Annotated in this window: 15 protein-coding genes; 11 read left to right on the plus strand and 4 right to left on the minus strand. The window is 70.8% G+C overall.

Annotated elements, in window-relative coordinates; genetic code table 11:
- Nucleotides 1-228: 228 nt before the first annotated feature.
- The 4 genes from ACFYRY_RS03915 (at nt 229) to ACFYRY_RS03930 (ending at nt 4,386) form a co-directional block, all read left to right on the plus strand.
- Nucleotides 229-1,215 (plus strand): Bug family tripartite tricarboxylate transporter substrate binding protein, encoded by a 987-nt coding sequence (locus ACFYRY_RS03915; RefSeq protein WP_389141058.1) that lies wholly within the window; start codon nt 229-231, stop codon nt 1,213-1,215.
- On the plus strand, nt 1,212-1,748 hold the full coding sequence (locus tag ACFYRY_RS03920) for a tripartite tricarboxylate transporter TctB family protein (RefSeq protein WP_389139649.1): 537 nt from the start codon (nt 1,212-1,214) through the stop codon (nt 1,746-1,748). The genes ACFYRY_RS03915 and ACFYRY_RS03920 overlap by 4 nt, the downstream gene beginning before the upstream one ends.
- Nucleotide 1,749: 1 nt before the next feature.
- Nucleotides 1,750-3,246 (plus strand): tripartite tricarboxylate transporter permease, encoded by a 1,497-nt coding sequence (locus ACFYRY_RS03925; protein WP_389139651.1) that lies wholly within the window; start codon nt 1,750-1,752, stop codon nt 3,244-3,246.
- A gap of 120 nt (nt 3,247-3,366) precedes the next feature.
- Nucleotides 3,367-4,386, plus strand: coding sequence for a LacI family DNA-binding transcriptional regulator (locus ACFYRY_RS03930; protein WP_389141060.1), 1,020 nt, complete (start codon nt 3,367-3,369; stop codon nt 4,384-4,386).
- Between the two features lie 6 nt (nt 4,387-4,392).
- Here the strand turns inward: ACFYRY_RS03930 and ACFYRY_RS03935 are convergent, their stop codons facing one another.
- Entirely contained in the window at nt 4,393-8,397 is a 4,005-nt protein-coding gene (locus ACFYRY_RS03935) for a hypothetical protein (protein ID WP_389139653.1), read from the minus strand.
- A gap of 307 nt (nt 8,398-8,704) precedes the next feature.
- Here ACFYRY_RS03935 and ACFYRY_RS03940 point away from each other — a divergent pair, with 307 nt between their 5' ends.
- The gene (locus ACFYRY_RS03940; RefSeq protein ID WP_389139655.1) at nt 8,705-10,003 is read left to right on the plus strand and encodes an MFS transporter; all 1,299 of its coding nucleotides are present in this window, start codon (nt 8,705-8,707) and stop codon (nt 10,001-10,003) included.
- 32 nt (nt 10,004-10,035) lie between these two features.
- Nucleotides 10,036-11,505, plus strand: coding sequence for an arabinose isomerase (locus tag ACFYRY_RS03945; RefSeq protein WP_389139657.1), 1,470 nt, complete (start codon nt 10,036-10,038; stop codon nt 11,503-11,505).
- Nucleotides 11,506-11,565: 60 nt separating this feature from the next.
- Here ACFYRY_RS03945 and ACFYRY_RS03950 read toward each other — a convergent pair whose 3' ends face one another.
- Complete coding sequence (locus tag ACFYRY_RS03950; protein ID WP_389141062.1) at nt 11,566-12,804, minus strand: ROK family protein; 1,239 nt, start codon at nt 12,802-12,804, stop codon at nt 11,566-11,568.
- 327 nt (nt 12,805-13,131) lie between these two features.
- On the opposite strand from ACFYRY_RS03950, the gene ACFYRY_RS03955 reads away from it, so the two are divergent.
- The 5 genes from ACFYRY_RS03955 to ACFYRY_RS03975 all read left to right on the plus strand — a co-directional run bounded on the left by ACFYRY_RS03955 (nt 13,132) and on the right by ACFYRY_RS03975 (nt 20,460).
- Nucleotides 13,132-14,508 (plus strand): extracellular solute-binding protein, encoded by a 1,377-nt coding sequence (locus ACFYRY_RS03955; protein ID WP_389139658.1) that lies wholly within the window; start codon nt 13,132-13,134, stop codon nt 14,506-14,508.
- Between the two features lie 92 nt (nt 14,509-14,600).
- Nucleotides 14,601-15,431: a carbohydrate ABC transporter permease gene (locus ACFYRY_RS03960; RefSeq protein ID WP_389141064.1), complete on the plus strand. Its 831-nt coding sequence runs from the start codon at nt 14,601-14,603 to the stop codon at nt 15,429-15,431.
- The gene (locus ACFYRY_RS03965; protein WP_389139660.1) at nt 15,431-16,327 is read left to right on the plus strand and encodes a carbohydrate ABC transporter permease; all 897 of its coding nucleotides are present in this window, start codon (nt 15,431-15,433) and stop codon (nt 16,325-16,327) included. The genes ACFYRY_RS03960 and ACFYRY_RS03965 overlap by 1 nt, the downstream gene beginning before the upstream one ends.
- A 64-nt stretch (nt 16,328-16,391) precedes the next feature.
- The gene (locus ACFYRY_RS03970) at nt 16,392-19,451 is read left to right on the plus strand and encodes an alpha-mannosidase (RefSeq protein ID WP_389139662.1); all 3,060 of its coding nucleotides are present in this window, start codon (nt 16,392-16,394) and stop codon (nt 19,449-19,451) included.
- A 130-nt stretch (nt 19,452-19,581) separates the two neighbouring features.
- Nucleotides 19,582-20,460 (plus strand): DUF6424 family protein, encoded by an 879-nt coding sequence (locus ACFYRY_RS03975; protein ID WP_389139664.1) that lies wholly within the window; start codon nt 19,582-19,584, stop codon nt 20,458-20,460.
- 38 nt (nt 20,461-20,498) lie between these two features.
- On the opposite strand, the gene ACFYRY_RS03980 is transcribed toward ACFYRY_RS03975, so the two are convergent.
- Nucleotides 20,499-21,722, minus strand: coding sequence for a cysteine desulfurase-like protein (locus tag ACFYRY_RS03980; RefSeq protein ID WP_389139666.1), 1,224 nt, complete (start codon nt 21,720-21,722; stop codon nt 20,499-20,501).
- A gap of 151 nt (nt 21,723-21,873) precedes the next feature.
- On the minus strand, nt 21,874-22,653 hold the full coding sequence (locus tag ACFYRY_RS03985) for a carbohydrate ABC transporter permease (protein ID WP_389141066.1): 780 nt from the start codon (nt 22,651-22,653) through the stop codon (nt 21,874-21,876).
- Nucleotides 22,654-22,656: the final 3 nt, after the last annotated feature.

Raw genomic sequence — 22,656 nt, forward strand, 5'->3', positions numbered from 1 at the left:
CGGCGCGCCCATCATGGCGCTCACCTGCGGCCAGGGAAAGGGACCGGTGAAGGATCAAGGGATCGGCGCTGTATCCACCCGTCTGAGGTCGTGACCGAAAAGACCACAAGCTCCGTTGGTTCCGGAACAGAGACAGGCCCTCGGCGTACGGGCAGCATGTGGCCCACGTCACCCTCCCCACAGGGCTCCCCCCGTTCCTCACCGACGTACCGACAGGTGGTGGCACTCGTGCGCCTGCGCACCCCCCTCGCCCTGCTCGGAGCCGCCGTGCTCGTGCTCGTCGGGCCTCCGCTGCTCACCAGCGGCAGCGACGCCACGACGGGCACCCAGATCCCGGGCCTGCGCCTCATGGTCCCCAACACGCCCGGCGGCGGCTACGACATCACGGCCCGCACGGCCGCGAAGAACGCCGAGGACGCCGGGCTCACGCACAACATCGAGGTGTTCAACCTGCCCGGCGCCGGCGGCACCGTGGGCCTCAGCCGACTGGTGAGCGAGCACGGCAACGGCAAGCTCGCCATGTCGATGGGTCTCGGTGTGGTGGGCGCCGCCCGCTCCAACCACGCCCCCAGGACGCTCGACGACACCACCCCGATCGCCCGGCTCACCGAGGAGCAGGACGTCGTCGTGGTCGCGAAGGACTCCCCGTACCGGACCATCGACGAGCTGATCGACGCGTGGCGGGCCAGCCCCGGCAAGCTCCCGGTGGGCGGCGGTTCCTCGCCCGGCGGGCCGGACCATCTCGCGCCGATGCTGATGGCGAAGGCCGCCGACATCACGCCGAAGAACGTCAACTACATCCCCTTCGACGGCGGCGGTGAGCTGCTCGCCTCGATCCTCGGCGACAAGGTCGCCTTCGGGGTGTCCGGCGTCGGCGAGTACCTCGACCAGATCAAGGCGGGCGAGCTGCGGGTGCTCGCGGTCACCGGCCCCGAACGGGTCGACGAACTCGACGACGCGCCCACCCTCAAGGAGTCCGGCTACGACGTCGACTTCACCAACTGGCGCGGCATCGTGGCCCCGCCCGGCCTGTCCGGCGCCGAGCGCGACAAACTCGTACGCCTGGTGGAGACGTTGCACGACTCCCCCGAGTGGCGCACGTCCCTGAAGAACAACGGCTGGGACGACGCCTTCCTGACCGGCGAGAAGTTCGGCGACTTCCTGGACGCCCAGGACAAGCGCGTGGTTTCGGTGCTGAAGGAGCTGGGGCTGTGACGACGCAGACCGACATCCACCAGGCCGAACCGGCGCAACGCCGGTCCTGGCTGCGTGAGCACTCCGAACTCGGCGTCTGCGTACTGCTGTTGGCGCTCGGTGTGCTGGTCCTGACGGACGCGCTCACCATGGACGTCGACATCACCCAGCGCGGGCCCGTCGGGCCGAAGACGGTGCCGGTCGTCGTCGGTGCCGGGCTGCTCGTCATCGCCGCCCTGCTCGCCGTCGACGTGCTGCGCGGGGGCCGCGGCCAGGCCGAGAGCGGCGAGGACATCGACCTGTCCGAACCCGCCGACTGGCGCACGGTGCTGCTGCTGACCGGTGTGTTCCTCGGCGCGGCCGTCCTCATCGAACCCGTCGGCTTTCCGGTCGCGGGGGCGCTGCTCTTCTGGGGAGCGGCCTTCGCTCTCGGCAGCCGCCGCCTCGACCGGGACCCGCTCATCGCGGCCGCCCTGTCCCTCGCCACCTACGCCGTCTTCAACAACCTGCTGGGAGTGCCGCTGCCCGGCGGCCCGCTGATGGGAGTGCTGTGAGATGAACACCCTCAACTCCCTGATGGACGGCTTCGGTACGGCGCTGACCCCGATCAACCTGCTGTGGGCGGCTGTCGGGGTGCTGCTGGGCACCGCCATCGGCGTGCTGCCGGGCATCGGGCCCGCGATGGCGGTCGCGCTCCTGCTGCCGGTGACGTACGGACTCGACCCGACCGGCGCGTTCATCATGTTCGCGGGCATCTACTACGGGGCGATGTTCGGCGGCTCGACCACCTCGATCCTGCTCAACACCCCCGGTGAGAGTGCCGCCGTGGTCGCGGCCATGGAGGGCAACCCGATGGCCAAGTCGGGGCGTGGCGCGCAGGCGCTCGCGGCCGCCGCCGTCGGCCACTTCGCGGGCGGTCTGATCGGGACCCTCCTGCTGGTCGCGCTCGCCCCGACGGTCGCCGACCTGGCGGTGGACATCGGCGCGCCGGACTACTTCGCCATCATGGTGCTGGCGTTCATCGCGGTGACGTCCGTGCTGGGTTCGTCCCGCATCCGCGGTCTCGCGTCCCTGCTCATCGGTCTCACCCTGGGCCTGGTGGGCCTGGACCAGATGACCGGCCAGCAACGTCTGACCTTCGGGTCCCTCCAACTCGCGGACGGCATCGACGTGGTGATCGTCGCGGTCGGCCTCTTCGCGATCGGCGAGGCCCTGTGGGTCGCCGCCCATCTGCGGCGTCTGCCCGCCGAGCCGATCCCGGTGGGCCGCCCGTGGCTCGGCCGGGACGATGTGCGGCGGACCTGGAAGTCGTGGCTGCGGGGCCCGTTCATCGGTTTCCCGTTCGGCGCGATCCCGGCGGGCGGCGCCGAGATCCCCACCTTCCTGTCGTACGTCACGGAGAAACGCCTGTCGAAGCACCCGGACGACTGGGGCCGCAAGGGCGCGATCGAGGGCGTGGCCGGACCGGAGTCGGCGGCGTCGGCCTCGGCCGCGGGCACGCTGGTGTCGATGCTGACCCTCGGGCTGCCCACCACGGCGGTCGCGGCGGTCATGCTGGCCGCCTTCCAGCAGTACGGCATCCAGCCGGGCCCGCTCCTGTTCGAACGCGAACCGGACCTGGTGTGGGGTCTGATCGCGTCGCTCTTCGTCGGCATGGTGCTGCTGCTCGCGCTGAACCTGCCGCTGGCTCCGGTGTGGGCCAAGCTGCTGCGGATCCCGCGACCGTACCTGTACGCCGGGATCATGTTCTTCGCGGCGGTCGGCGCGTACGCGGTCGGCGGTGAGGTCGTCGACCTGGTGATCCTTCTGGTCATCGGCCTGATCGGCTTCGGGATGCGGCGCTACGGGCTGCCGATTCTGCCCGCCGTCATCGGTGTCATCCTCGGCCCGAACGCCGAACAACAGCTGCGGCGGGCCCTGCAGATCAGCGACGGCAGCGTGTCGGGGCTGGTCGACACGCCCTTCGCGGTGACCGTGTACGCGGTGATCGTTGTGCTGCTGGCCTGGCCTCTCCTGAAGCGGCTCGGGCCACGCCGCCGAGCGAAGGCCTGATCCGTTCACCCCGCGGCGACCACCACCTCCCGAAAAACGATTTACAGATGGTCGGGGTAGACTGACGGCGCCCATGAGGACCGCGTCGTGCCTGGTCGCACGGCTGCCGCAGCAAGGGGGGTGGACGCCGTTCCGCTTCGCCCCGCCCGAATCCAGGACGTCGCCGCCGCCGCGGGGGTCTCGGTGTCCACGGTGTCGAACGTCCTCAACCGGCCCGAACGCGTCAACGCCCGCACCGCCGAACGGGTCCGGGACGTGGTCGCCGCGCTCGACTACGTCCCCCATCCGGGAGCCGCCGGACTGCGGACCGGGCACTCCTCCTCGATCGGGCTGGTGCTGCCCGACGTGGCCAACTCGTTCTACTCCCGCATCGCACGCGGCGCCGCGGACGCGGCGTACGAGCACGGCTACAGCCTCGTGCTCTGCGACAGCGGGGACGCGCCCGAGCGGGAGCAGGGCTACTTCACCATGCTGATCGAGCAGCGGGCCGTCGGGGCCGTGGTGGTTCCGCTCAGCGCCGATCCCACCCGGCTGACGCGGCTGCGCGAGCGAGGGATCCCGCTGGTGCTGGCGGACCGTGCGCTGCCGGCCCAGGACGGCTGCTCCGTCTGCGTCGACGACATCGCCGGAGGCCGTATCGCCGTGGCGCATCTCCTGGAGCGCGGTGCGCGCGACATCCTCGTGGTGAACGGGGAGCGCGGGATCCGGCAGTGCGCCGACCGCTACCAGGGTGCCCGGCAGGCCGTACGCAGCCGGCGTACGGCGAAGCTGGGCCAGGTCGTCGCCGAGGAGATGACGGTGGCCTACGGCCAAAAGATCGCGCACCGCCTCGACGAGCTGCCCGACGGGGTCTTCTGCACCAACGACTTCCTCGCCGCGGGACTGTGCCGTGGGCTGGGTGAGCGGGGCGTCCGGATTCCGGAGGAGGTGCAGGTGGTCGGCTACGGCGACCTGGACCTCGCGAGCTTCGTGGGGACGACCCTGACGACGGTGCGGCAGCCGGTCGAGGAACTCGGCAGGGCGGCCGTCGAGATGCTGCTCGACGAGGTGGAGGCCCGCGCGGAACACGCCCACGGGACACGGGTGTTCGCGCCCGACCTCATCGTCCGGGATTCGACCCGGCCGCCTTCCGGCACCTGAGTCCCCTCACCGTCGGGCGGCCCCGGGGATCCGCAGCGTCACGGGCCCCAGCAGTCCCGACCCGAGCTGGGACGGGAAGGCCCAGGCGGTCGGCGTGGCTTCGGCGAGATACGGGCCCAGGGTGTTGTGGACGGTCACCTCGACGCGGACCCTGCGCCCGGCGGCACCGCGGAGTTCGAAGCGGTACGGCGCGCAGAACGCCTCCCCCACGGGTTCGCCGTCGACCAGGACCGAGACGCTGCCGCGCACCCGCCCGAGGTCCAGCTCCGGGTCCGGCCCGGCCGGCACCGCCAGGGTCCGCGAGTAGGTCACACCGCCGCTCCAGCCGCCCAGGCCCAGCGTGCGCCAGTCCCCCAGCGGCAGTGGCGCCGGCACGGTACGCACCCGCACCGGCCCGCGCCAGGCGGAGCCACCCCGCAGCACCGCCGTGGGGACGGTGACCGCCTCGACCTCCGTGGGCTCGGACAGCGGCTCCCCAAGTACCAGCGTCTGCCCGTCGAGCGTCTGCTCCGCGCCGCTCCCCACCCGTACCCGGGCGGGAAGCTCCAGCGGCAGGTCCATCGACACGGTGCCCGCGGGCACCGTGAAACGGAAGCGCTGCGCGTGTTCGCGGACGTCGTCGGTGGACCGCAGCGGCAGGACGGCGCTGCCGAGCTCCGGTGCGCCGGTGAGCCACTCGGTGTCCGGCAGCGGGTGCGGCCGTACCGCGGCGTGGCAGTGCTGCAACTCCCCCCACCGACCGTCGTGTTCCACCGTGTGTCCGCGCCACCCGCCGGTCCGGGCCTCCCATCCGGCGCCGCTGACCAGAGCGGTCGCCAAGGGCCCGGCGCCCGCCACACAGTCGACGAAGACCGCTTCTCGCGCGTGGACGGAGTCGGCCACCACGTCGAGGACGTGCTCGCCCGCCCCGAGGGTGAGCCGGTGGCGGAAGAACATCGGCACCGCGCCCCAGTCGGACTCGTAGTACTCCACCTTCTCCTGCCGGGCCACCACCGAGCCGTCGAGCAGGACCGTGACGCCCACCGCGGCACCCACGACCAGCACCGCCGCGCCACCGGAGGCAACGCGCAGCCGGCCGCGGTAGGTCACGCCGCCGTCAGGTCGTACGTCGTCGGGCAGGCACATGAACCGGGGGCGCTGCGTGAACCCGCCTGGGCGGCAGAGGCAGAAGTAGCTGCCGAGGGGTGTGCCGGCGGCACCCGAGATGAGCCGCGGCCGGTCCTCGGCGTCCCCCAGTTCGTACTCGAGCACATTGTGGGACCGGGTGACCCGCACCGGGGCCAAGGCGAGGAAACCCGAGCCGGTGTCCAGTCGCTCGCCGTTCCACCAGACCCGTTTGGCCGCCGCCGCGCCGATGTGCAGATCGGCTTGTCCCCGGTGGTCGGTCACCACGATCGACCGGACCCGTGCGACCGTTCCGCTCCCGGGCACGGGGACGCGCACGAACTCCTCGGCCACCATCCCCTTGTTGCCGAGCAGACCGTCCTGATCCGGCATCCCCCGACTCGTCGAGTACAGCGAGACACGCCAGCCGCCGTCCGGGGGCGCCAGGGGCGCCGCCTTGGCCAGGACCCGCTCGACCTGGGTGGCGTCCAACGGATCGGGGGCCTGGGCCGAGGGCACCGGAGGCAGCACACACACCCGGTTGCCGTAGGTCGCCCGCGCCTGCTCCCCGGGCGCGTCGGGCCCGTCGTTCTCGGTCCACCGCATGGTCCAGATCTGCGGCTCGTCGACGGACGTGCCCGCGGGCAACGCCAGGTCGCCCCAGGTGTTGTCCATGGTGGGGACCAGACGGCCCTCCCAACCGGTCGAGACGTCGATCGTCGCCGCGAGTTCGGGGTCCGGCGTGGCCGTCTCGCCCGTGGGGGTGCCTTCGCGCCATACGACGAGAGCGGCGGGGGCGCCCTCCAGCGGCACCTCGATGGTCGACAGGCCGTCGGAGAGGGTGACGCGCGCCGGGCTTCGGGCGCCGGTGGCCGGATTCCAGATCTCGGCCTCCGCCACCGCGGCACGTACGGTGACGGACGAACTGCGGGCGTAGCGCGCCGGGTCGACCTCGTGATGGTTGTTCGCCGGATCGGTGCGCGCGTCCGGGAAGGCCCCCGTCACCAGGGCGACGGCCGCGTCGCCCTGCCGCCGCACGAGCAGCGGTACATCACCCACCGCGTATCCGGCGGAGGCGGCCAGCGCCGCCGCGCCCGCTGCCGCGTCCTCGGCGCGCTCCAACCGCGGGTGGTCACGCAGCGCCATCACGACGGCGTCGTCACCGCCCGTCCCGGCCGCGGTCGCGGGCGGCCGGCCCACGACCACCACCCGGCCGCCGGCGTCGAGCAGCTCCGTCAACCGACGCGCCGTCTCCTCCTCCAGGACGCTCGCCGAGGGCAGCAGCACCGTGGTGTACGCCTGGTCCCGGACGCGCAGGGCGCCGTCGGCGGACTTGGCACACCGCACCGAGGCGTCGTCGATGACATCGAAGGAGACGCCCCGCCGGTCCAGTTCGCCGATCCGGGGTCGCAGCCAGTTGTTGGTGCCGCACAGGTCCAGGTAGTGCCGCTGGGTCTCGTCGACGTGGGCATGAGCGTCGCCGAGACGGCCGTCGCCGAAGTGCTGGACGGGCACGTCCAGCGGGATGAGGGACTGCATGGTGGCGGTGGGGTGCAGGACCGCGACGTCGGCGCTGTAGGTGCCCCAGGACATGATCGAGCAGATCCGGGCCACGGCCCGGGAGAACGCCGGGTACTGCCGCCAGTAGGGCTGCCGCCAGTCGGTGGACGGCGGCGCCCACTCGAACCAGCCGCCCGCGGTGCCGAAGTAACTGGCGTGCGGGTTGTACAGGTTGGCGCCACTGCGCAGGAACGGCAGCAGCCAGTCGTAGGTGTCCTCCAGGGTGCCGCCCCAGCCGGAGGAGTGGAACGCCTCGATCCAGACCCGCTCGTGACCGTGCAGGTGGGCCATGGAGGAGTGGACCTTGGCGTCTCCGTGGTGGTCGCTGCCCGCGGCGCCGTACCAGCGATGGGTGCGGAAGTAGTCCGTGTAGATCTGTGTGGACTGGGCCGGGAAACCCGCTCGCGCCGGGTTGCTCTGGTCGGCCCCGATCAGCATGCCGCGTTCTTCGTGCCAGGCGGCGAGCGGCCTGAACAGGACCTCTTCGGTGAGTTCGGCGCGGACCGCGTAGTAGTCGGCGCGCACGCCGCAGGGGTCGGCGCCCGTCGCGCCGGGGACCTTCGCCGCATCGGTGGTCGCCGGGGTGAACAGGGCCGGCAGATGGTCGAACAGGTCGTAACCGCGCCGGGCGCGGAACTCCTCGGGGAACCGGCGGCTCCAGGAGTTGGTGCCGGGCAGCTCGTCCTGGAAGCTGCCCGCGACGACATCGCCCAGGTACTGAGGGACGCGCCGGTCGAACTCGTGGTGGACGGCGTCCAGCAGCAGGCTGACGGCGTGCGGGTCCAGATAGTCGAACGCGGTGGGGACGGCGACGACCAACCGCACCGGTGTCCCGTCCCCGGCCTCGACCCGGACGGTACCGGGATCGGCGTCCACGGCCATGGGCAGGCGACGCCCCGTCAGGTCGTACGCCGCGACGGGACTTTCGGCGCCGCGCAGCCCGACCGTGCCCCCGCGGACGGACGTCGTGCGCGAGCGCAGTGCCTGGCCGGCGGCGCCCGGGTGCCGACGGGTGACGGCGCCCTGGAGGTTGGCGCCGGAGAACCCGATCTGGTCGTAGAACCACAGGCGGGTGCCGAGATCCTGGGCGATCCGGCAGGCGTCGGTGAAGCGGGCCCACCACTCCTCGCCGAACCACACCGGATCGTCCGTGCGGGCGCCGAAGGTCGGCCCCGCGGGCGCCAGGTTGATCACCACGAGGTTGTGGACACCACCGTCCGCGAACCTGCGCAGCTGCCATGCGAGACGCTCCCTGGTGACCTTCGCGCCCGACCACCACCACAGCGGAGTGGGGCCGAAGCCCCGGGGCGGGTCGTCGAAGAGCTGTCGCAGTTCAGGAGAGATCACGAATGCGGTCCTTCCGAGTGCGGGCCCGGGCAACCTCAGGGATCTGAAAACGTTTTACATCGCTTCTACCGTAGGCGACCTGCGGCGTTCTCACCAGACACGGGACTGCGAGAAGGATCCGCGCCGTGTCGTGGCAGATGTGGGCGCGGGGGCTTGTTGTAACGTTTTTTGAACCCTATAGTCACTGCGACCTGCCCGGCCCAGAGCCGCGACGTCCCCCTCCGCCGCTCTTCCGCGTGTTCTTCCGCCGGGTCTCGTCGATCGAAGATCACCAAGGCCGATCCCCGGACGACGACGGAGTCGCATCATGGCCAGAACTTCGACTGCCCCCCATCACCCCGAACAGCCCATCCCCAAACGCCTGTGGAAGGTCGCGGCCCTCTCAGGCATGGCCTCGTACCTCGACGCCGCTCTCATCGTCAGCATTTCCGTCAACCTGGCCATCTACCGGGACCATTACGACATGGGCGTGTGGATGGCCGGCGCGATCAGTGCGATCGTCACCGGCTGCATCGCCGTCGGCTCCCTGGTCGGCGGACGGCTGGCCGACCTGTTCGGGCGCCGCCGTGTCTACAACCTGGACATCCTCTGCTTCGCGCTGGGCGCGGCCGTCATCACGCTGGCGCCGAACGACATCGTGCTCCTGGTCGGCGTGCTCGTGGCGGGGCTGGCGGCAGGAGCCGATCTGCCGACGTCCCTGGCCGTGGTCTCGGACGCCGCTCCCGCCGACGGCCGGGCCCGGCTCGTCTCCTTCACCCAGGTCCTGTGGATGCTGGGCATCATCGTCGTGATCTTCCTCGGCTACGTCCTGTCCGACACGGGCATGACCGGGGCGCGGATCATCACCGGCCATCTGGCCGTCGCCGCCCTGCTCACCTGGCAGCTCCGCGCCCGTCTGGAGCTGGCCGACGAGCCGTCGACGGACGCGACGCAGGCCGAGGACGCCGCTCCGGACGTGCCCCGCGGAACCGCGCTCAAGAACGTGTGGAACCGCGCCGCGCTGCTGCCGATGGCCGCGACCTTCCTCTACTACGTCACCTGGGGCATCGGCGCCAACACCTTCGGCCAGTTCGGCACCTATCTGCTGGTCACCGTCAGCGGCGCCTCGCAGAGCCTGGCCACCGGGATCAACCTGGCCTTCCTCCCGATCGCACTGGTGCTGACCTTCGTCTTCGTACGGCTCGCCGACACCCCCTGGCGCGACCGGCTGTTCTACGTCTTCACGGTCGTGCAGGTCGTCGCCTTCTGCATCGCCTCCCTCACGGCGGGCGCCCTCGCCGGCATGCTCGTGTTCTTCGTGCTCTACCAGATCTCCAACCCCTTCGCGGGGGAAGCCAGTTACAAGGTGTGGTCGCAACTCACCCTGCCCCCGGAGACCCGCGGCACCACCCAGGGCCTGACGTACGCCCTGTCGCGAGGGGTCTTCGCGGGCGTCGCGTTCGTCACGCCCGCCCTCATGGAGTACAGCGCGTCCCTGCTGCTCTGGTCGATCACCCTCTGCATGGCGGCGTCGGGGTTCGCCGGGGTCTACATCGTCCGTGTCCTCATCCGGCGTTCCGCTGACGCCTCCCCCGCCCCGGCGGGTCTGGGAGCGACCCGGGCCTGAATGCCGAACCGGACCTGTGAAGGAGCACCGACATGGCAACGACCGAACCCACCACCGTGGCCGCGGACCGCGCCGCCGCCCTGAGCGAGTTGCTCCCCCCGGTCCCCCGCCGCCGTACCCGGGTCGGATTGGTCGCCGGAGGGCTCGGCACCTACTGGCCACAGTTCCCGGGGCTGCTGCCGCAGTTGCGGGAGTCGGCCCGGTACGTCACCGAGCGGTTGCGGCGACTGGACGCGGAGGTGACCGACGTCGGCTTCATCTCCGACGCCGAGGAAGGGGCTCGCGCCGCCGAGGAACTCCGCCGGGCGGACTGCGACCTGATCGTGCTGTTCCTGACGACCTATCTGACCTCGTCGATGGTGCTGCCGATCGCAAAGCGCTCGCACACTCCCGTCCTGGTCATCGACCTCCAGCCGTCCGAACGGATGGACCACGCCTCCTTCGACACGGGCGCCTGGCTGGCGTACTGCGGTCAGTGCCCCGTGCCCGAGGTCGGCAACGTCTTCCGCCGCGCCGGCATCCCCTTCCGGTCGGTCTCGGGCTGGCTGCGCCAGGAGTCGGCCTGGCGGCGCATCGAGCAGTGGATCCGGGCCGCGCACGTCCGGGCCGCGCTGCGGCACGGACGGCACGGTCTGATGGGGCATCTGTATCCCGGCATGCTCGACGTGTCGACCGATCTGACGTTGCTTCCGGCGACGTTCGGCTCGCATGTCGAGGTGCTGGAGTTCGACGACCTGCGGCACCGGGTGGAGAAGGTGACCGAGGAGGAGACCCGGGACCGCATGGCTCTGGCCCGGCGGATCTTCACCGTCGACGACAGCGTGGCGGACGAGGACTTCGCGTGGGGGGCGACCGTGTCGGTGGCCCTGGACCGTCTCGTCGCGGACTTCGGCCTCGACACGCTCGCGTACTACCACCGCGGTCTCGACGGCGAACTCCACGAGCGGCTCGGCGCCGGCATGATCCTGGGCGCCTCGCTGCTCACCGCCCGGGGTGTGCCCGCGGCGGGCGAGTACGAACTGCGCACCAGTGTCGCCCAGTTGGCCACGCAGAGCATCGGCGCCGGGGGCTCCTTCACCGAGATCCAGGCCCTGGACTTCGAGGACGGCGTCGTGGAGATGGGCCATGACGGGCCCGCCCACCTCGCCGTCAGCGCCCGTGACCCGCTGCTACGGGGGCTGGGTGTCTACCACGGCAAGCGCGGCTGGGGCGTCAGCGTGGAGTTCGACGTCCAGCACGGGCCGGTCACCCTGGTCGGCCTCGGCCAGGACGCCGACGGCAGCCTCTCCTTCATCACGTCCGAGGGCACCGTCGTACCGGGACCCCTGCTGGAGATCGGCAACACCACCAGCCGCGTCGACTTCGGCCGTGATCCGGGCGAGTGGGTCGACGCGTGGAGCGCCACGGGCGTCGGCCACCACTGGTCCCTCGCCATCGGCCACCACACCGCCGACTTCCGCGCCGCCGCGAGCCTGCTCGGCATCGACCACCGGGAGGTGTGACGGTGGCGGGCCCGGCCATGGATGTACCCGCGGCGGTGAGTTCCCGAGACTCCCCCGCGGTCAGCCGGAGGCCTCGGTGAGCATGCGCCAGCCGGGTGTGTAGTTGCCGTGCAGCACGAGGGACGCGGCACCGACCGCGCCCACGGTGTCACCCATCACGCTCTGCTCCACGGTTATGGGGCGGATGGCGCGGGCGACGGAGGTGCTGTTGACGGCCGTGTCGACCTCCTCCCGCACGATGTGTTCGATGCCGCGCAGCCCCTCGCCCCCGAGGACGACGCGACTGACGTCGAGCAGGCTGACGGCACCCCGGGCGGCCTGTCCGATGCGGCGGGCGGCGTGGCGTACGACATCGCAGGCGGCCGGGTCGCCGGTGCGGGCGGCCCGGCGCAGCAGCTTCCAGTCGCCGTGCAGGGACGGGGGGTCGACGGCCAGGCCGATGCGGTCGGCGGCGGCCCGCCCGTGGCGCCGCACCAAGTCGTCGATGATCGCGGCCGGGCTGCAGTAGGGGCCGAGGCAGCTGATGCCGCCGCAGGCGCAGACGCGGTCCCCCGGTTCGACGGCCATGTGGCCGAACTCGGCGGCGTTGCCCGAATCGCCGTGCAGGACGGTGTTGTTGAGGACGATGCCGGCGCCGATGCCGGTGCCCAGGTAGAGGAACAGAAAGCTGCCCGCCCTGGACTCGCCGCCGATCCAGCGTTCGCCTATGGCGGCGGCGGTCGCGTCGTTGTCCAGGGCCACGGGCATGCCGGTGGCCTCGGCGAACATCTCCAGCAGCGGGACGCGGTCCCAACCGGGCAGGTTCGGCGGGGAGATCACCGTACCGGTGGAGCCGTCGATCGGTCCGGGAGCGGCGATACCCAGGCCGAGCAGTCGGGCGGGGTCCACGGCTGAGCGCTCGACGAGCCGGAGGGCCGCCCGGGCCAGCCGTCGCACGACGTCGGCCGGCTCGCTCGGGACGGTGAGCCTGAGCCGGCGGCTGGTGATCGCCTCGCCCGCCAGGTCGACCAGGACGATGACGGCCGCGTCGGGGTCGAGATGGACACCGAGCGCGTAGGCCCCCTCGGGGCGGGCGGCCAGCAGAGTGCGGCGTTTGCCGCCGCTGGAGGGCGCGTAGCCGGTCTCCGTGACCAGGCCGGCGTCGAGCAGTTTGCGGACGACGTTCGAGACGGTCTGATTGGTCAGGCCGGTCAGCTGCGCCAGTTCGACACGGCTCACCGGCCCTCTGGTCCGGATGGCGTCCAGGACGACGGCCTGGTTGTACCCCCCGACCCGGGGCAGATTCGTGCCGCCGAGCATCGTCACCTGTCGGTCACCTACCGCTCCTCATGCTGTGCGTTCCCCCGCGATGGACACGGAAGCGATCCGAAGTGCGCCTTTTGGGCTGGCTCATTACCTATGCCCGGTATGCGCGGAACGGCGATTCATGGCGAAAGTTTACACGCCGGATGCGTTGACTTCATCAATCAATTGGATTTAGCTGACGCCATCAAACCGGGTGCACCGGGCCAGGTCGCGCGGGGTGGAACCGCGTGGGCCGCCTCCTTCGAACTGCCCGCGGCCCGCGCCTCAGTCGCGGCTTTCCCAAGGTCTTCCCCTCAGGTTTCGCGTTCCGGAGGAACCACCGTGCGTTCGAGACTCATCGTTGCCGCAGTCCTCACCACCGCCACCGCTCTGACCGCCTCGGGCTGCGGCTCCGGCTCCGCCGAGAGCACCGCAAAGTCGATCAAGGTCGTCTACTGGCAGAACCTGGACAGCAAGAACAAGCTCCAGGCCAACCACCTCGCCTCGATGGTGAAGCAGTTCACCAAGGCCAACCCGGGCACCAAGGTGACCCTCGTCCCGGTCACCGCCTCCGAGAACGACTACTACACCAAGGTCCAGCTCATGATGCGGTCCCCCGCGACCGCCCCCGACCTCGTCTACGAGGACACCGCGCTGATCAACTCCGACATCGCGAGCGGCTACCTCAAGCCCATCGACTCCTACCTGGCCGGCTGGAGCGACTGGTCGCAGTTCGCCGCCGCCGCCAAGGTCGCGGTGCGCGGCGCCTCGGACGGCAAGACGTACGGCGTCCCGGACGGCACCGACACCCGCGGGATCTGGTACAACAAGCAGCTGTTCACCAAGGCCGGGATCGCCGTGCCCTGGCAGCCGAAGACCTGGGACGACGTTCTCAGCACCGCCAGGAAGCTCAAGGCGAAGCTGCCCGACGTCATCCCGATGAACCTCTACACCGGCACGGCGGGCGGCGAGGCGTCCTCGATGCAGGGCTTCGAGATGCTGCTGTACGGCACCCCGGCGGGCGACAAGTCGCTGTACGACGCGAGCCAGAAGAAGTGGGTGGTGGGCAGCAAGGCGTTCAAGGACTCGCTGGCGTTCGTGCACACCGTCTACAGCGAGAAGCTCGGCCCTCCGGTGGACCAGGCGCTCGGAGCCAACTTCGGTACCACCGTCGGCACCGAGCTGATCCCCGAGGGCAAGCTCGCGATCGACATCGACGGCTCCTGGATGCCCAACAACTGGGGTACCAGCAGCGCCAAGCCGTGGAGCCAGTGGCAGTCGGCGATCGGCACCGCCGCGATGCCCACCCAGAACGGCCAGGCCCCCGGCAAGACCAGCATGTCCGGCGGCTGGGCCTGGTCGATACCGGCGAAGGCCAAGAACGCGGATCTGGCGTTCAAGTTCCTCACCACCTGTGAGACGAAGGCCAACCACGCGCAGTGGAACGCCCAGAACGCCAGCATCGCCGTCCGCACGGACGCGGCCAGTGATCCGACGTACGTCAACTCGGTTCCGACCAACAAGTTCTTCACGGACCTGGTGCGCTACACCCACTTCCGGCCCGGCCTGCCGGCCTACAACCAGGTCTCGACGGCGATCCAGAAGGCCATGGAGTCGGTGACCACCGGCCAGGCGTCGGTGGACAAGGCCGCGGCCGGCTTCGACAGCGATGTGAAGGCCGCCGTCGGCGACGACAAGACGGTCAAGGGCGCCTCGTGACCGCTCTGACGTCCGCGCCCCGCAAGGCCGGTGACCACCACCGGCCGGGCGGGGCGCCCGCGGCCGCCCGCTCCCTGCTGCGCGGCCTGCCGATGCTCCCGTCGGTGGTCCTGCTGGCGGTCTTCCTGGCGGGCCCGATCGCGTACTGCGTGTACTACGCGTTCACCGACATGCAGCTCACCGGCGCCGCCGGCACCCACCTGGTGGGCCTGGACAACTTCACCCGGGCCTTCGGGGACGCCGACTTCCTGAACGCGGTCTGGCTGACCCTGGTGTTCGTGGTGGGTTCCGCCGTCGTCGGCCAGAACACCCTGGGGCTCGCGCTGGCCGTCCTGATGGAACGGGCCGAGAAGCGGGTGCGGGCACTCACCAACGGTGTCGTCATCGCCGCCTGGGTGCTGCCCGAGGTGGTGGCCGGCTACCTGATGTACGCGTTCTTCTACAACCAGGGCTCACTCAACTCGATTCTCTCCGCCCTGCACCTGCCGCAGCAGAACTGGCTCTACACGATGCCGATCCTGGCCGTCTGCCTGGCCAACGTCTGGCGGGGCACGGCCTTTTCGATGATGGTCTTCTCCGCGGCCCTCAACGACGTCCCCCAGGAGCTCGTGGAAGCGGCCGAAATGGACGGCGCGGGCCCCTGGCAGCGGCTGTGGCGGGTGGTCCTGCCGGTCATCCGGCCGTCCATCCTGACCAACCTGATGCTGATCACGCTGCAGACGCTCTCCGTGTTCGGACTCATCTACACGATGACCCGCGGCGGGCCCGGCAACAAGAGCGAGACCCTTCCCATCTTCATGTACCAACAGGCCTTCCAGAACAGCCTCATCGGCTACGGCACCGCCATCGCCCTGGTGCTGCTGGTGGTCGGTGCCCTGTTCTCCCTCGTCTACATCCGGCTGCTCAGACTGGAGGGTGACTGATGGCCGTTCTCACCTCCTCCCGCGCCCCGTCCGGTCGGCGGACCGCCGCGACGGCCCCCCAGGCCTCACACCGGCGCCGCTCACTTACCGGCCGCATCGCGGTCAACGCCGTCCTGCTGGCGGTGTCGGTGACGTACGTCCTGCCGCTGCTGTGGATGCTCCTCGCCTCGGTCTCGAACACCAACAGCTTCCGGCTGCACTGGCCGTCGTCGCTCACCCTCGGCAACTTCGACGCGGTGCTCAACGCCGACACCACCTACCGGCCCCTGCTCAACAGCCTGCTGCTGTGCGGATTCGCGACCCTGGCGACGGTGACGGCGTCCTTCCTGGCCGCCTATCCCTTGTCGCGCTACCGCTCCCGACTGCGCCGGCCGTTCCTGTACACGATCCTGTTCTCCACCGGCCTGCCCATCACCGCCGTGATGATCCCGGTCTACAGCATGTTCGTGCAGGTGAACCTCATCGACTCGGTGCCCGGCACCACGCTGTTCCTGGCCGCTTCGGCGCTGCCGTTCGGGATCTGGCTGATGAAGAACTTCATGGACGGTGTGCCCCTGGTGCTGGAGGAGGCCGCGCGGATCGACGGCGCCAACACCCCGCAGGTGCTGTGGCGGGTCGTCCTGCCGCTGATGCGGCCCGGCGTCGTCGTGGTCACCATCTTCACCTTCATCGGCATGTGGGGGAACTTCTTCGTCCCCTTCATCCTGCTGCTGTCCCCGGAGAAACTTCCCGCCTCCGTCAGCGTGTTCACCTTCCTCAGTGCCCACGACCAGACGCAGTACGGGCAACTGTCCGCCTTCTCCATCCTGTACTCCCTGCCCGTCGTCATGCTCTACCTGCTGCTGGCCCGCAGGCTGGGCGGCGGCTTCGCCCTCGGCGGTGCGCTCAAGGGCTGACCGCCCTCGGCCTGTCGGCCTCCCCCCCACCACCCTCCTAGGCACGGCTGGAGAAGACAGTCCAATGCACAACGACCGTGAAGTCACCGAGCAGCGGCTCGCCAGGGTGCTGAACGAACGTATACGGCCCGCCGTCCACGCCCGGTCGGTCCCTCTGCGGGTCGAGGTCTGGGACGTCGCCGGTGAGCCCGTGCCTGTCCGTGACGGCCTGACGGCTCCCTACCGTCCGGCGCGGGTCGGTGACCGGTGGGGTCCCGCCTGGTCCACGAGCTGGTTCCGGGTCGGCGGGGTGATCCCGCAGGAGTGGGCGGGGCTGCCCGTCGAGGCCGTGCTCGACCTGGGTTTCGCGACCCACTCCGCCGGCTTCTCCGCGGAGGGCCTGGTCTACCGGGCGGACGGCACCGCGGTGAAGGCGCTCAACCCGCGCAACACCTGGCTGCCGGTCACCGAATCGGCCGTCGGCGGGGAGGAGTTCGTGCGGTACGTCGAGGCCGCCGCCAACCCGGTCGTCATGCACACCGCGCCCGACCACCTCACCTTCGGTCCCACCGAGGTCGGCGGGCGGGCGCCCTGGCTGCGGGACGCGAACGCCGATCCGGGCGAACCCCTGTACCGGCTGCGGCGGCTGGACCTGGCGGTGGTGGACCGGACGGTCCACGAACTCGTCCAGGACCTGGACGTCCTGGGGCAGCTGATGCTCGAACTGCCACTGGACTCCACCCGCCGTTGGCAGATCCTGCGGGCGGTCGAACGCGCCCTGGACGCGGTCGACCTCCAGGACGTCGGCGGCACCGCGGCGGCGGCGCGCGAGGTGCTGGCCCCGGCGCTGGCGGCACCGGCTAGTGCCGGCGCGCACCGGATCTCCGCGGTCGGCCACGCCCACATCGACACGGCCTGGCTGTGGCCGCTGCGCGAGACGGTCCGCAAGGTGGCCCGCACCGTCTCCAACGTCACCCAACTCATGGACGACCACCCCGAGTTCCGGTTCGTGATGTCCCAGGCCCAGCAGCTCGCCTGGCTCAAGGAGCACCGCCCCGAGGTGTACGCCCGTGCCCAGGAGAAGGCGAAGACCGGACAGTTCCTGCCCTCGGGCAGTCTGTGGGTGGAGCCCGACACCAATCTCACCGGCGGCGAGTCGCTGGTCCGCCAGTTCGTCCACGGCAAGCGGTTCTACCTGGAGGAGTTCGGCGTCGAGACCGAGGAGATGTGGCTCCCGGACACCTTCGGCTACAACGCGGCCCTGCCGCAGCTGATGAAGCTGGCCGGGGTGCGCTGGTTCCTCACCCAGAAGATCTCCTGGAACACCACCAACAAGTTCCCGCACCACACCTTCTGGTGGGAGGGCATCGACGGCACCCGCGTCTTCAGCCACTTCCCGCCCGTCGACAGCTACAACGGGGACCTGTCCGGCGCCGACATCGCCCACAGCGAGCGCAACTTCCAGGACAAGGGCGGCGCCGACCACTCACTGATCCCCTTCGGCTACGGCGACGGCGGCGGCGGCCCCACCCGCGAGATGCTGGCGCGCGCCGCCCGGCTGACCGATCTGGAGGGCTCGCCCCGGGTCGTCATGGAGGGACCCGCCGCCTTCTTCGAGCGTGCGCACGCCGAGTACGAGGCGAACGGCGGCGCGCCGGTGTGGTCCGGCGAGCTGTACCTGGAGTTCCACCGCGGCACCCTGACCAGTCAGCTCGCCACCAAGCAGGGCAACCGGCGCAGCGAACACCTGCTGCGCGAGGCCGAGTTGTGGGCGGCGACCGCCGCCGTGCGGCACGGGCACCCCTATCCGTACGAGGCCCTGGACCGGCTGTGGAAGACGGTCCTGCTGCACCAGTTCCACGACATCCTGCCGGGCACCTCGATCGCCTGGGTGCACCGGGAGGCCGAGGAGACGTACGCCGCCGTCGCCGGGGAGCTGGAGCGGATCGTCGCGGACGCGCAACGGGCCCTCGCCGGGCCCGCCCGCGGCACGGTCGTCTTCAACGCCGCCCCGCACGCACGCGGCGGCGTGCCCGCGCTCGGCGCCACACTGCGCACCGACGAGCCCGACCCGCCCGTACCGGCAGCCGCGGACGGTGACGGTTTCGTCCTCGACAACGGCCTGCTGCGGGTGCGGGTCGACCGGCGGGGCCTGGTCACCTCCGCCTACGACCTGGCCGCCGAGCGTGAGGCGCTGGCGCCGGGCGCGGTCGCCAACCTGCTCCAGGTGCACCAGGACTTCCCCAACCAGTGGGACGCCTGGGACATCGACGTCTTCTACCGCAACACGGTGCGCGACCTCACCGACGCCGAGTCGGTCACCGCGGCCGGTGGCGGTGTCCGCGTCGTCCGTGCCTTCGGTGCTTCCCGCATCGAGCAGACCCTGACCCTGGCGGCCGGCTCGCGGCGGCTGGCGATCGACACCGTGGTCGACTGGCACGAGCGGGAGAAGCTGCTCAAGGCCGCCTTCCCGCTCGACGTACGCGCCGCGCACTCCACCGCCGAGATCCCCTTCGGGCACGTCGAGCGCCCCACCCACACCAACACCAGCTGGGACGCCGCCAAGTTCGAGATCTGCGCCCACCGTTTCCTGCACGTCGGAGAGCGCGACTGGGGTGCCGCGCTGGTCAACGACTCGACGTACGGCCATGAGGTCACCCGTGACGTACGTCCCGACGGCGGGACGACGACCACCCTGCGGCTCTCGCTGCTGCGTGCTTCCCGCTTCCCCGACCCGGACGCCGACCAGGGCACCCACCGGTTCAGCTACGCCCTGGTGGTGGGCGCCGACGTCGCCGAGGCTATGCGTGAGGGCTACCGCCTCAACCTGCCCGAGCGCGCGCGGCCGGGCAGCACGCCCGTCGTTCCGCTGGTGTCGGTCGACCACGAGGGGGTGGTCGTCGAGGCCGTGAAGCTCGCCGACGACCAGTCCGGCGATGTCGTCGTCCGCCTCTACGAGGCCCTCGGCGTCCGTGCCCGCGCCACCCTCACCCCCGGCTTCCCCCTCGCCGCCGCCACCGCCACGGACCTGCTGGAACGACCCCTCGACGACACCACGAGCCATCAGGTCACGGACGGCACCGTCCGGCTTCGGCTGCGGCCCTTCCAGATCCTCACCCTGCGCCTGAGCCCGCCCGACCGTTGATCCTTCACCTGTTGCGCCGTCAACTGCTTCTGGGCTCGCCGTCACGTCGTCCGAGGGGGACGATGGAAGCAGAGGCACCCGGCGCCGCGGACCCGCCGCGAGCCCGCGCGACCGGTGCGAGGAGGTCGCCATGACCCGTATCGCTTCCGCCATCAGATCTCGGTTGCCCGACACCATCCGGCTCGCCGGAACCGAGACGGAGAACCACCCCTGGAAAATCCAGCTCGTCGAACATCCCGGGCGCAAGGAGTCGTCGTTCTTCCGGGCCGCGAAGGCGACGGTGCAGAAGATCCTCGCCGAGATGAGCGACGAGGACCTGCCCTACGGTCCCCGGCCCGCCGGCTCCGAGCACTGGGAGATGCACCACGGCGGCAGCCTGTGGGTTAAGGGGCGGGACGGCTGGCGCATGTACCGCGCCATAGCCGGCATCGAGTGGAGCATGCAGTTCTGCGCGGACCCGGAGAAGGTCGACCGGCTGCGCCTCCTCGCGGTTGACCTCGTGGACGCCTTCCCCCTCACCCTGCCCGCCCTCGAGGCACTGGGATACGAAGAGGCCCGCGAGCTGCTGCGCACGCCGATCACGGACGCCGACGGGGTCGAGGCGTGGACCGACTCCCTCTTCAACTCGTGCGTGCCCCTCAACCGCGGGGACCACCAGGGGATCCTGCCCAGGACCCCCGGCGAACACCACTACCCCTGGCCGGTCAAGGGCGCGGACTACTTCCGCTACTCCGACTTCAAGTTGTGGGTGACCCTGCCCGACGGCACCCATGGCGCGGTGGCCCCGGTGGGCAGGCGGGGTTCGGGCGACGGCCGTGTCCGCCTGTTGCACGCCCCGGAGAACAGCAAGGCGGCAGGCACCCTGGTTCAGGCGCAGGAGCTGCGGGAGATGGCCGTGCTGCCGTCCGACAGCCCTGTCGCGCGGGAGGCGTTCGAGATGCAGATCGCCCAGGCGGACGGGACACAGCACAACGGAGGACCGCGACGCCGCGGCCGGCGGCGCTCCTAGGCGCGGCGCACGGCATGATCCACGCGACACCCCTCAGGTCAGTCGGACGAGCCGGGCCCCACTCGCAGGAACTCCGACAGGCCCGCCAGGAGCCGGTCGACGTCGTCGGTGTCGTTGTAGGGCGCGAGGCCGACGCGGAGGCCGCCGGTGTCCCCGAGGCCCAGGCGGCGAGACGCTTCGAGGGCGTAGAAGGTCCCGGCGGGCGCCTGGACACCGCGGTCCGCGAGGAAGCGGTACGCGTCCGTGGTGCTGTACCCCTCGAAGGTCAGCAGCACGGTGGGGGTACGGTCGGCGGCCCGGGAGTGCACCGTGACCTGCTCCGGGGCGGCCAGTCCCGCGTCGATCCGCCCCCGCAGGACTCGCTCGTGCTCGTCCAGCGCCGCGTACGCGGCGACCAGCCGCTGCCGGCGGGTACCCGCGGCGCTCGTGTCGAGTCCGGCGAGGAAGTCGACCGCGGCGCGGGTGCCCGCGAGGAACTCGTAGGGCAGCGTGCCGAGTTCGAAGCGTTCCGGGACCGCGTCCGTGGAGGGCAGCAGCTTGTCCGGGTGCAGGCTCTCCAGCAGCCGCGGCCGGGCGGCGAGGACGCCGTGGTGCGGGCCGAGGAACTTGTACGGGGAGCAGACGAAGAAGTCCGCGCCGAGCTGCTCGACGTCGACCAGGGAGTGAGCGGTGTGGTGCACGCCGTCGACGTACAGCAGCGCCCCCACCTCGTGCGCCGCACGGGAGATCGCGGCGGTCGCGGGCCGCGTTCCGATCAGGTTGGAGGCGGCGGTGACAGCGACCAGCCGGGTCCGTTCGGAGAGCACGGCGCGGATGTCCTCGACGGTCAGCTCGCCGGTCGCGGGGTCGAAGTCGGCCCACCGCACGACGGCACCGGCCCGCTCGGCGGCCTGGATCCAGGGGCGGATGTTGGAGTCGTGGTCGAGGCGGGTGACGACCACCTCGTCACCGGGCGACCAGGTCATGGCGAGGGTGCGGGAGAAATCGTAGGTGAGCTGGGTGGCGCTGCGGCCGAAGACGATCCCGGACGGCTCGGCGCCCAGCAGATCCGCCATGGCCCGGCGGCTCTCGGTGACCACGGTCTCGGCGTTGCGCTCGCCGGGCGTGATCCGGCCCCGGTTCGACAGCGGCTCGGCCAGCACATCGGCGATGGCCTGGATGACAGGGCTGGGGGTCTGGGTGCCGCCGGGCCCGTCGAAGTGGGCGATCTGGGCGCGCAGTGCGGGGAACTGCGCGCGGAGGGCGGCTACGTCGTACGTCACGGGGTCGCTCCTGTCGGTGCTCGGGCACGGCCGGGGCGGCGACCGGCCGGGGCCTCGTCGAGGCGATCACGACGGTAGTCGACGACGGGGCCGGGCCACGTGGGTGACAGGAGGCCCGCGGGGCTCACCGCACGCCCCGCGGGCCACGGGGTCAGCGCAGGGCGCCCTTGGTGGCGTCGGCGATGAAACCCCGGGCGAAGAAGGTGAACACCAGCACCAGCGGGATCACCGACAGCAGCACTCCGGACATCACCATGCTGTAGTCGGTGGAGTGGCCGGCGTACAGCTGTGCCAGCGCCACCTGGAGGGTGAGGTGGTCCGGGTTGACCAGCATCACCAACGGCAGGATGTAGTCGTTCCAGGCGCCGATGAAGGTGTAGATACCGAGGAACGCCAGGGCCGGGCGGACGCACGGCAGCACCACGTGCCAGTACAGGCGGAAGAATCCGGCACCCTCGATGCGGGCGGCGTCGAGCAGTTCGTCGGGGACGCTGGTGGTGGTGTACTGGCGCATCCAGAAGATGCCGAAGGCGTTGGCGGCGGCGGGCACGATGAGCGCCTTAAGGGTGCCCAGCCAGCCCAGCTGCACCATGATCTCGTACTGCGGGATGATCGCCAGCTGGGTCGGCAGGATGTACATCGACAGCAGCAGACCGAACAGGAACTTCTTCGCGGGGAAGTCGTACTTGGCGAAGGCGAAGGCGGCCAGCGAGTCGAAGAACAGCACCAGCAGCGTCGTACAGACCGCCACGGTAAGAGTGTTGAACATCGACCCGAAGAAGTCCATCTTGGCGAACAGGTGATGGATGTTGGTCATCAGGTTGCCGCCGAACCAGAGCTTCGGCGGGTAGGCGTAGATGTCCTGCGAGGTGTTCGTCGCCATGACGACGATCCAGTAGAACGGGAACACGGAGATGACGACACCGGTCATCAG

This window comes from Streptomyces sp. NPDC005263 (assembly GCF_042872365.1).
Classification (GTDB): Bacteria; Actinomycetota; Actinomycetes; order Streptomycetales; family Streptomycetaceae; genus Streptomyces.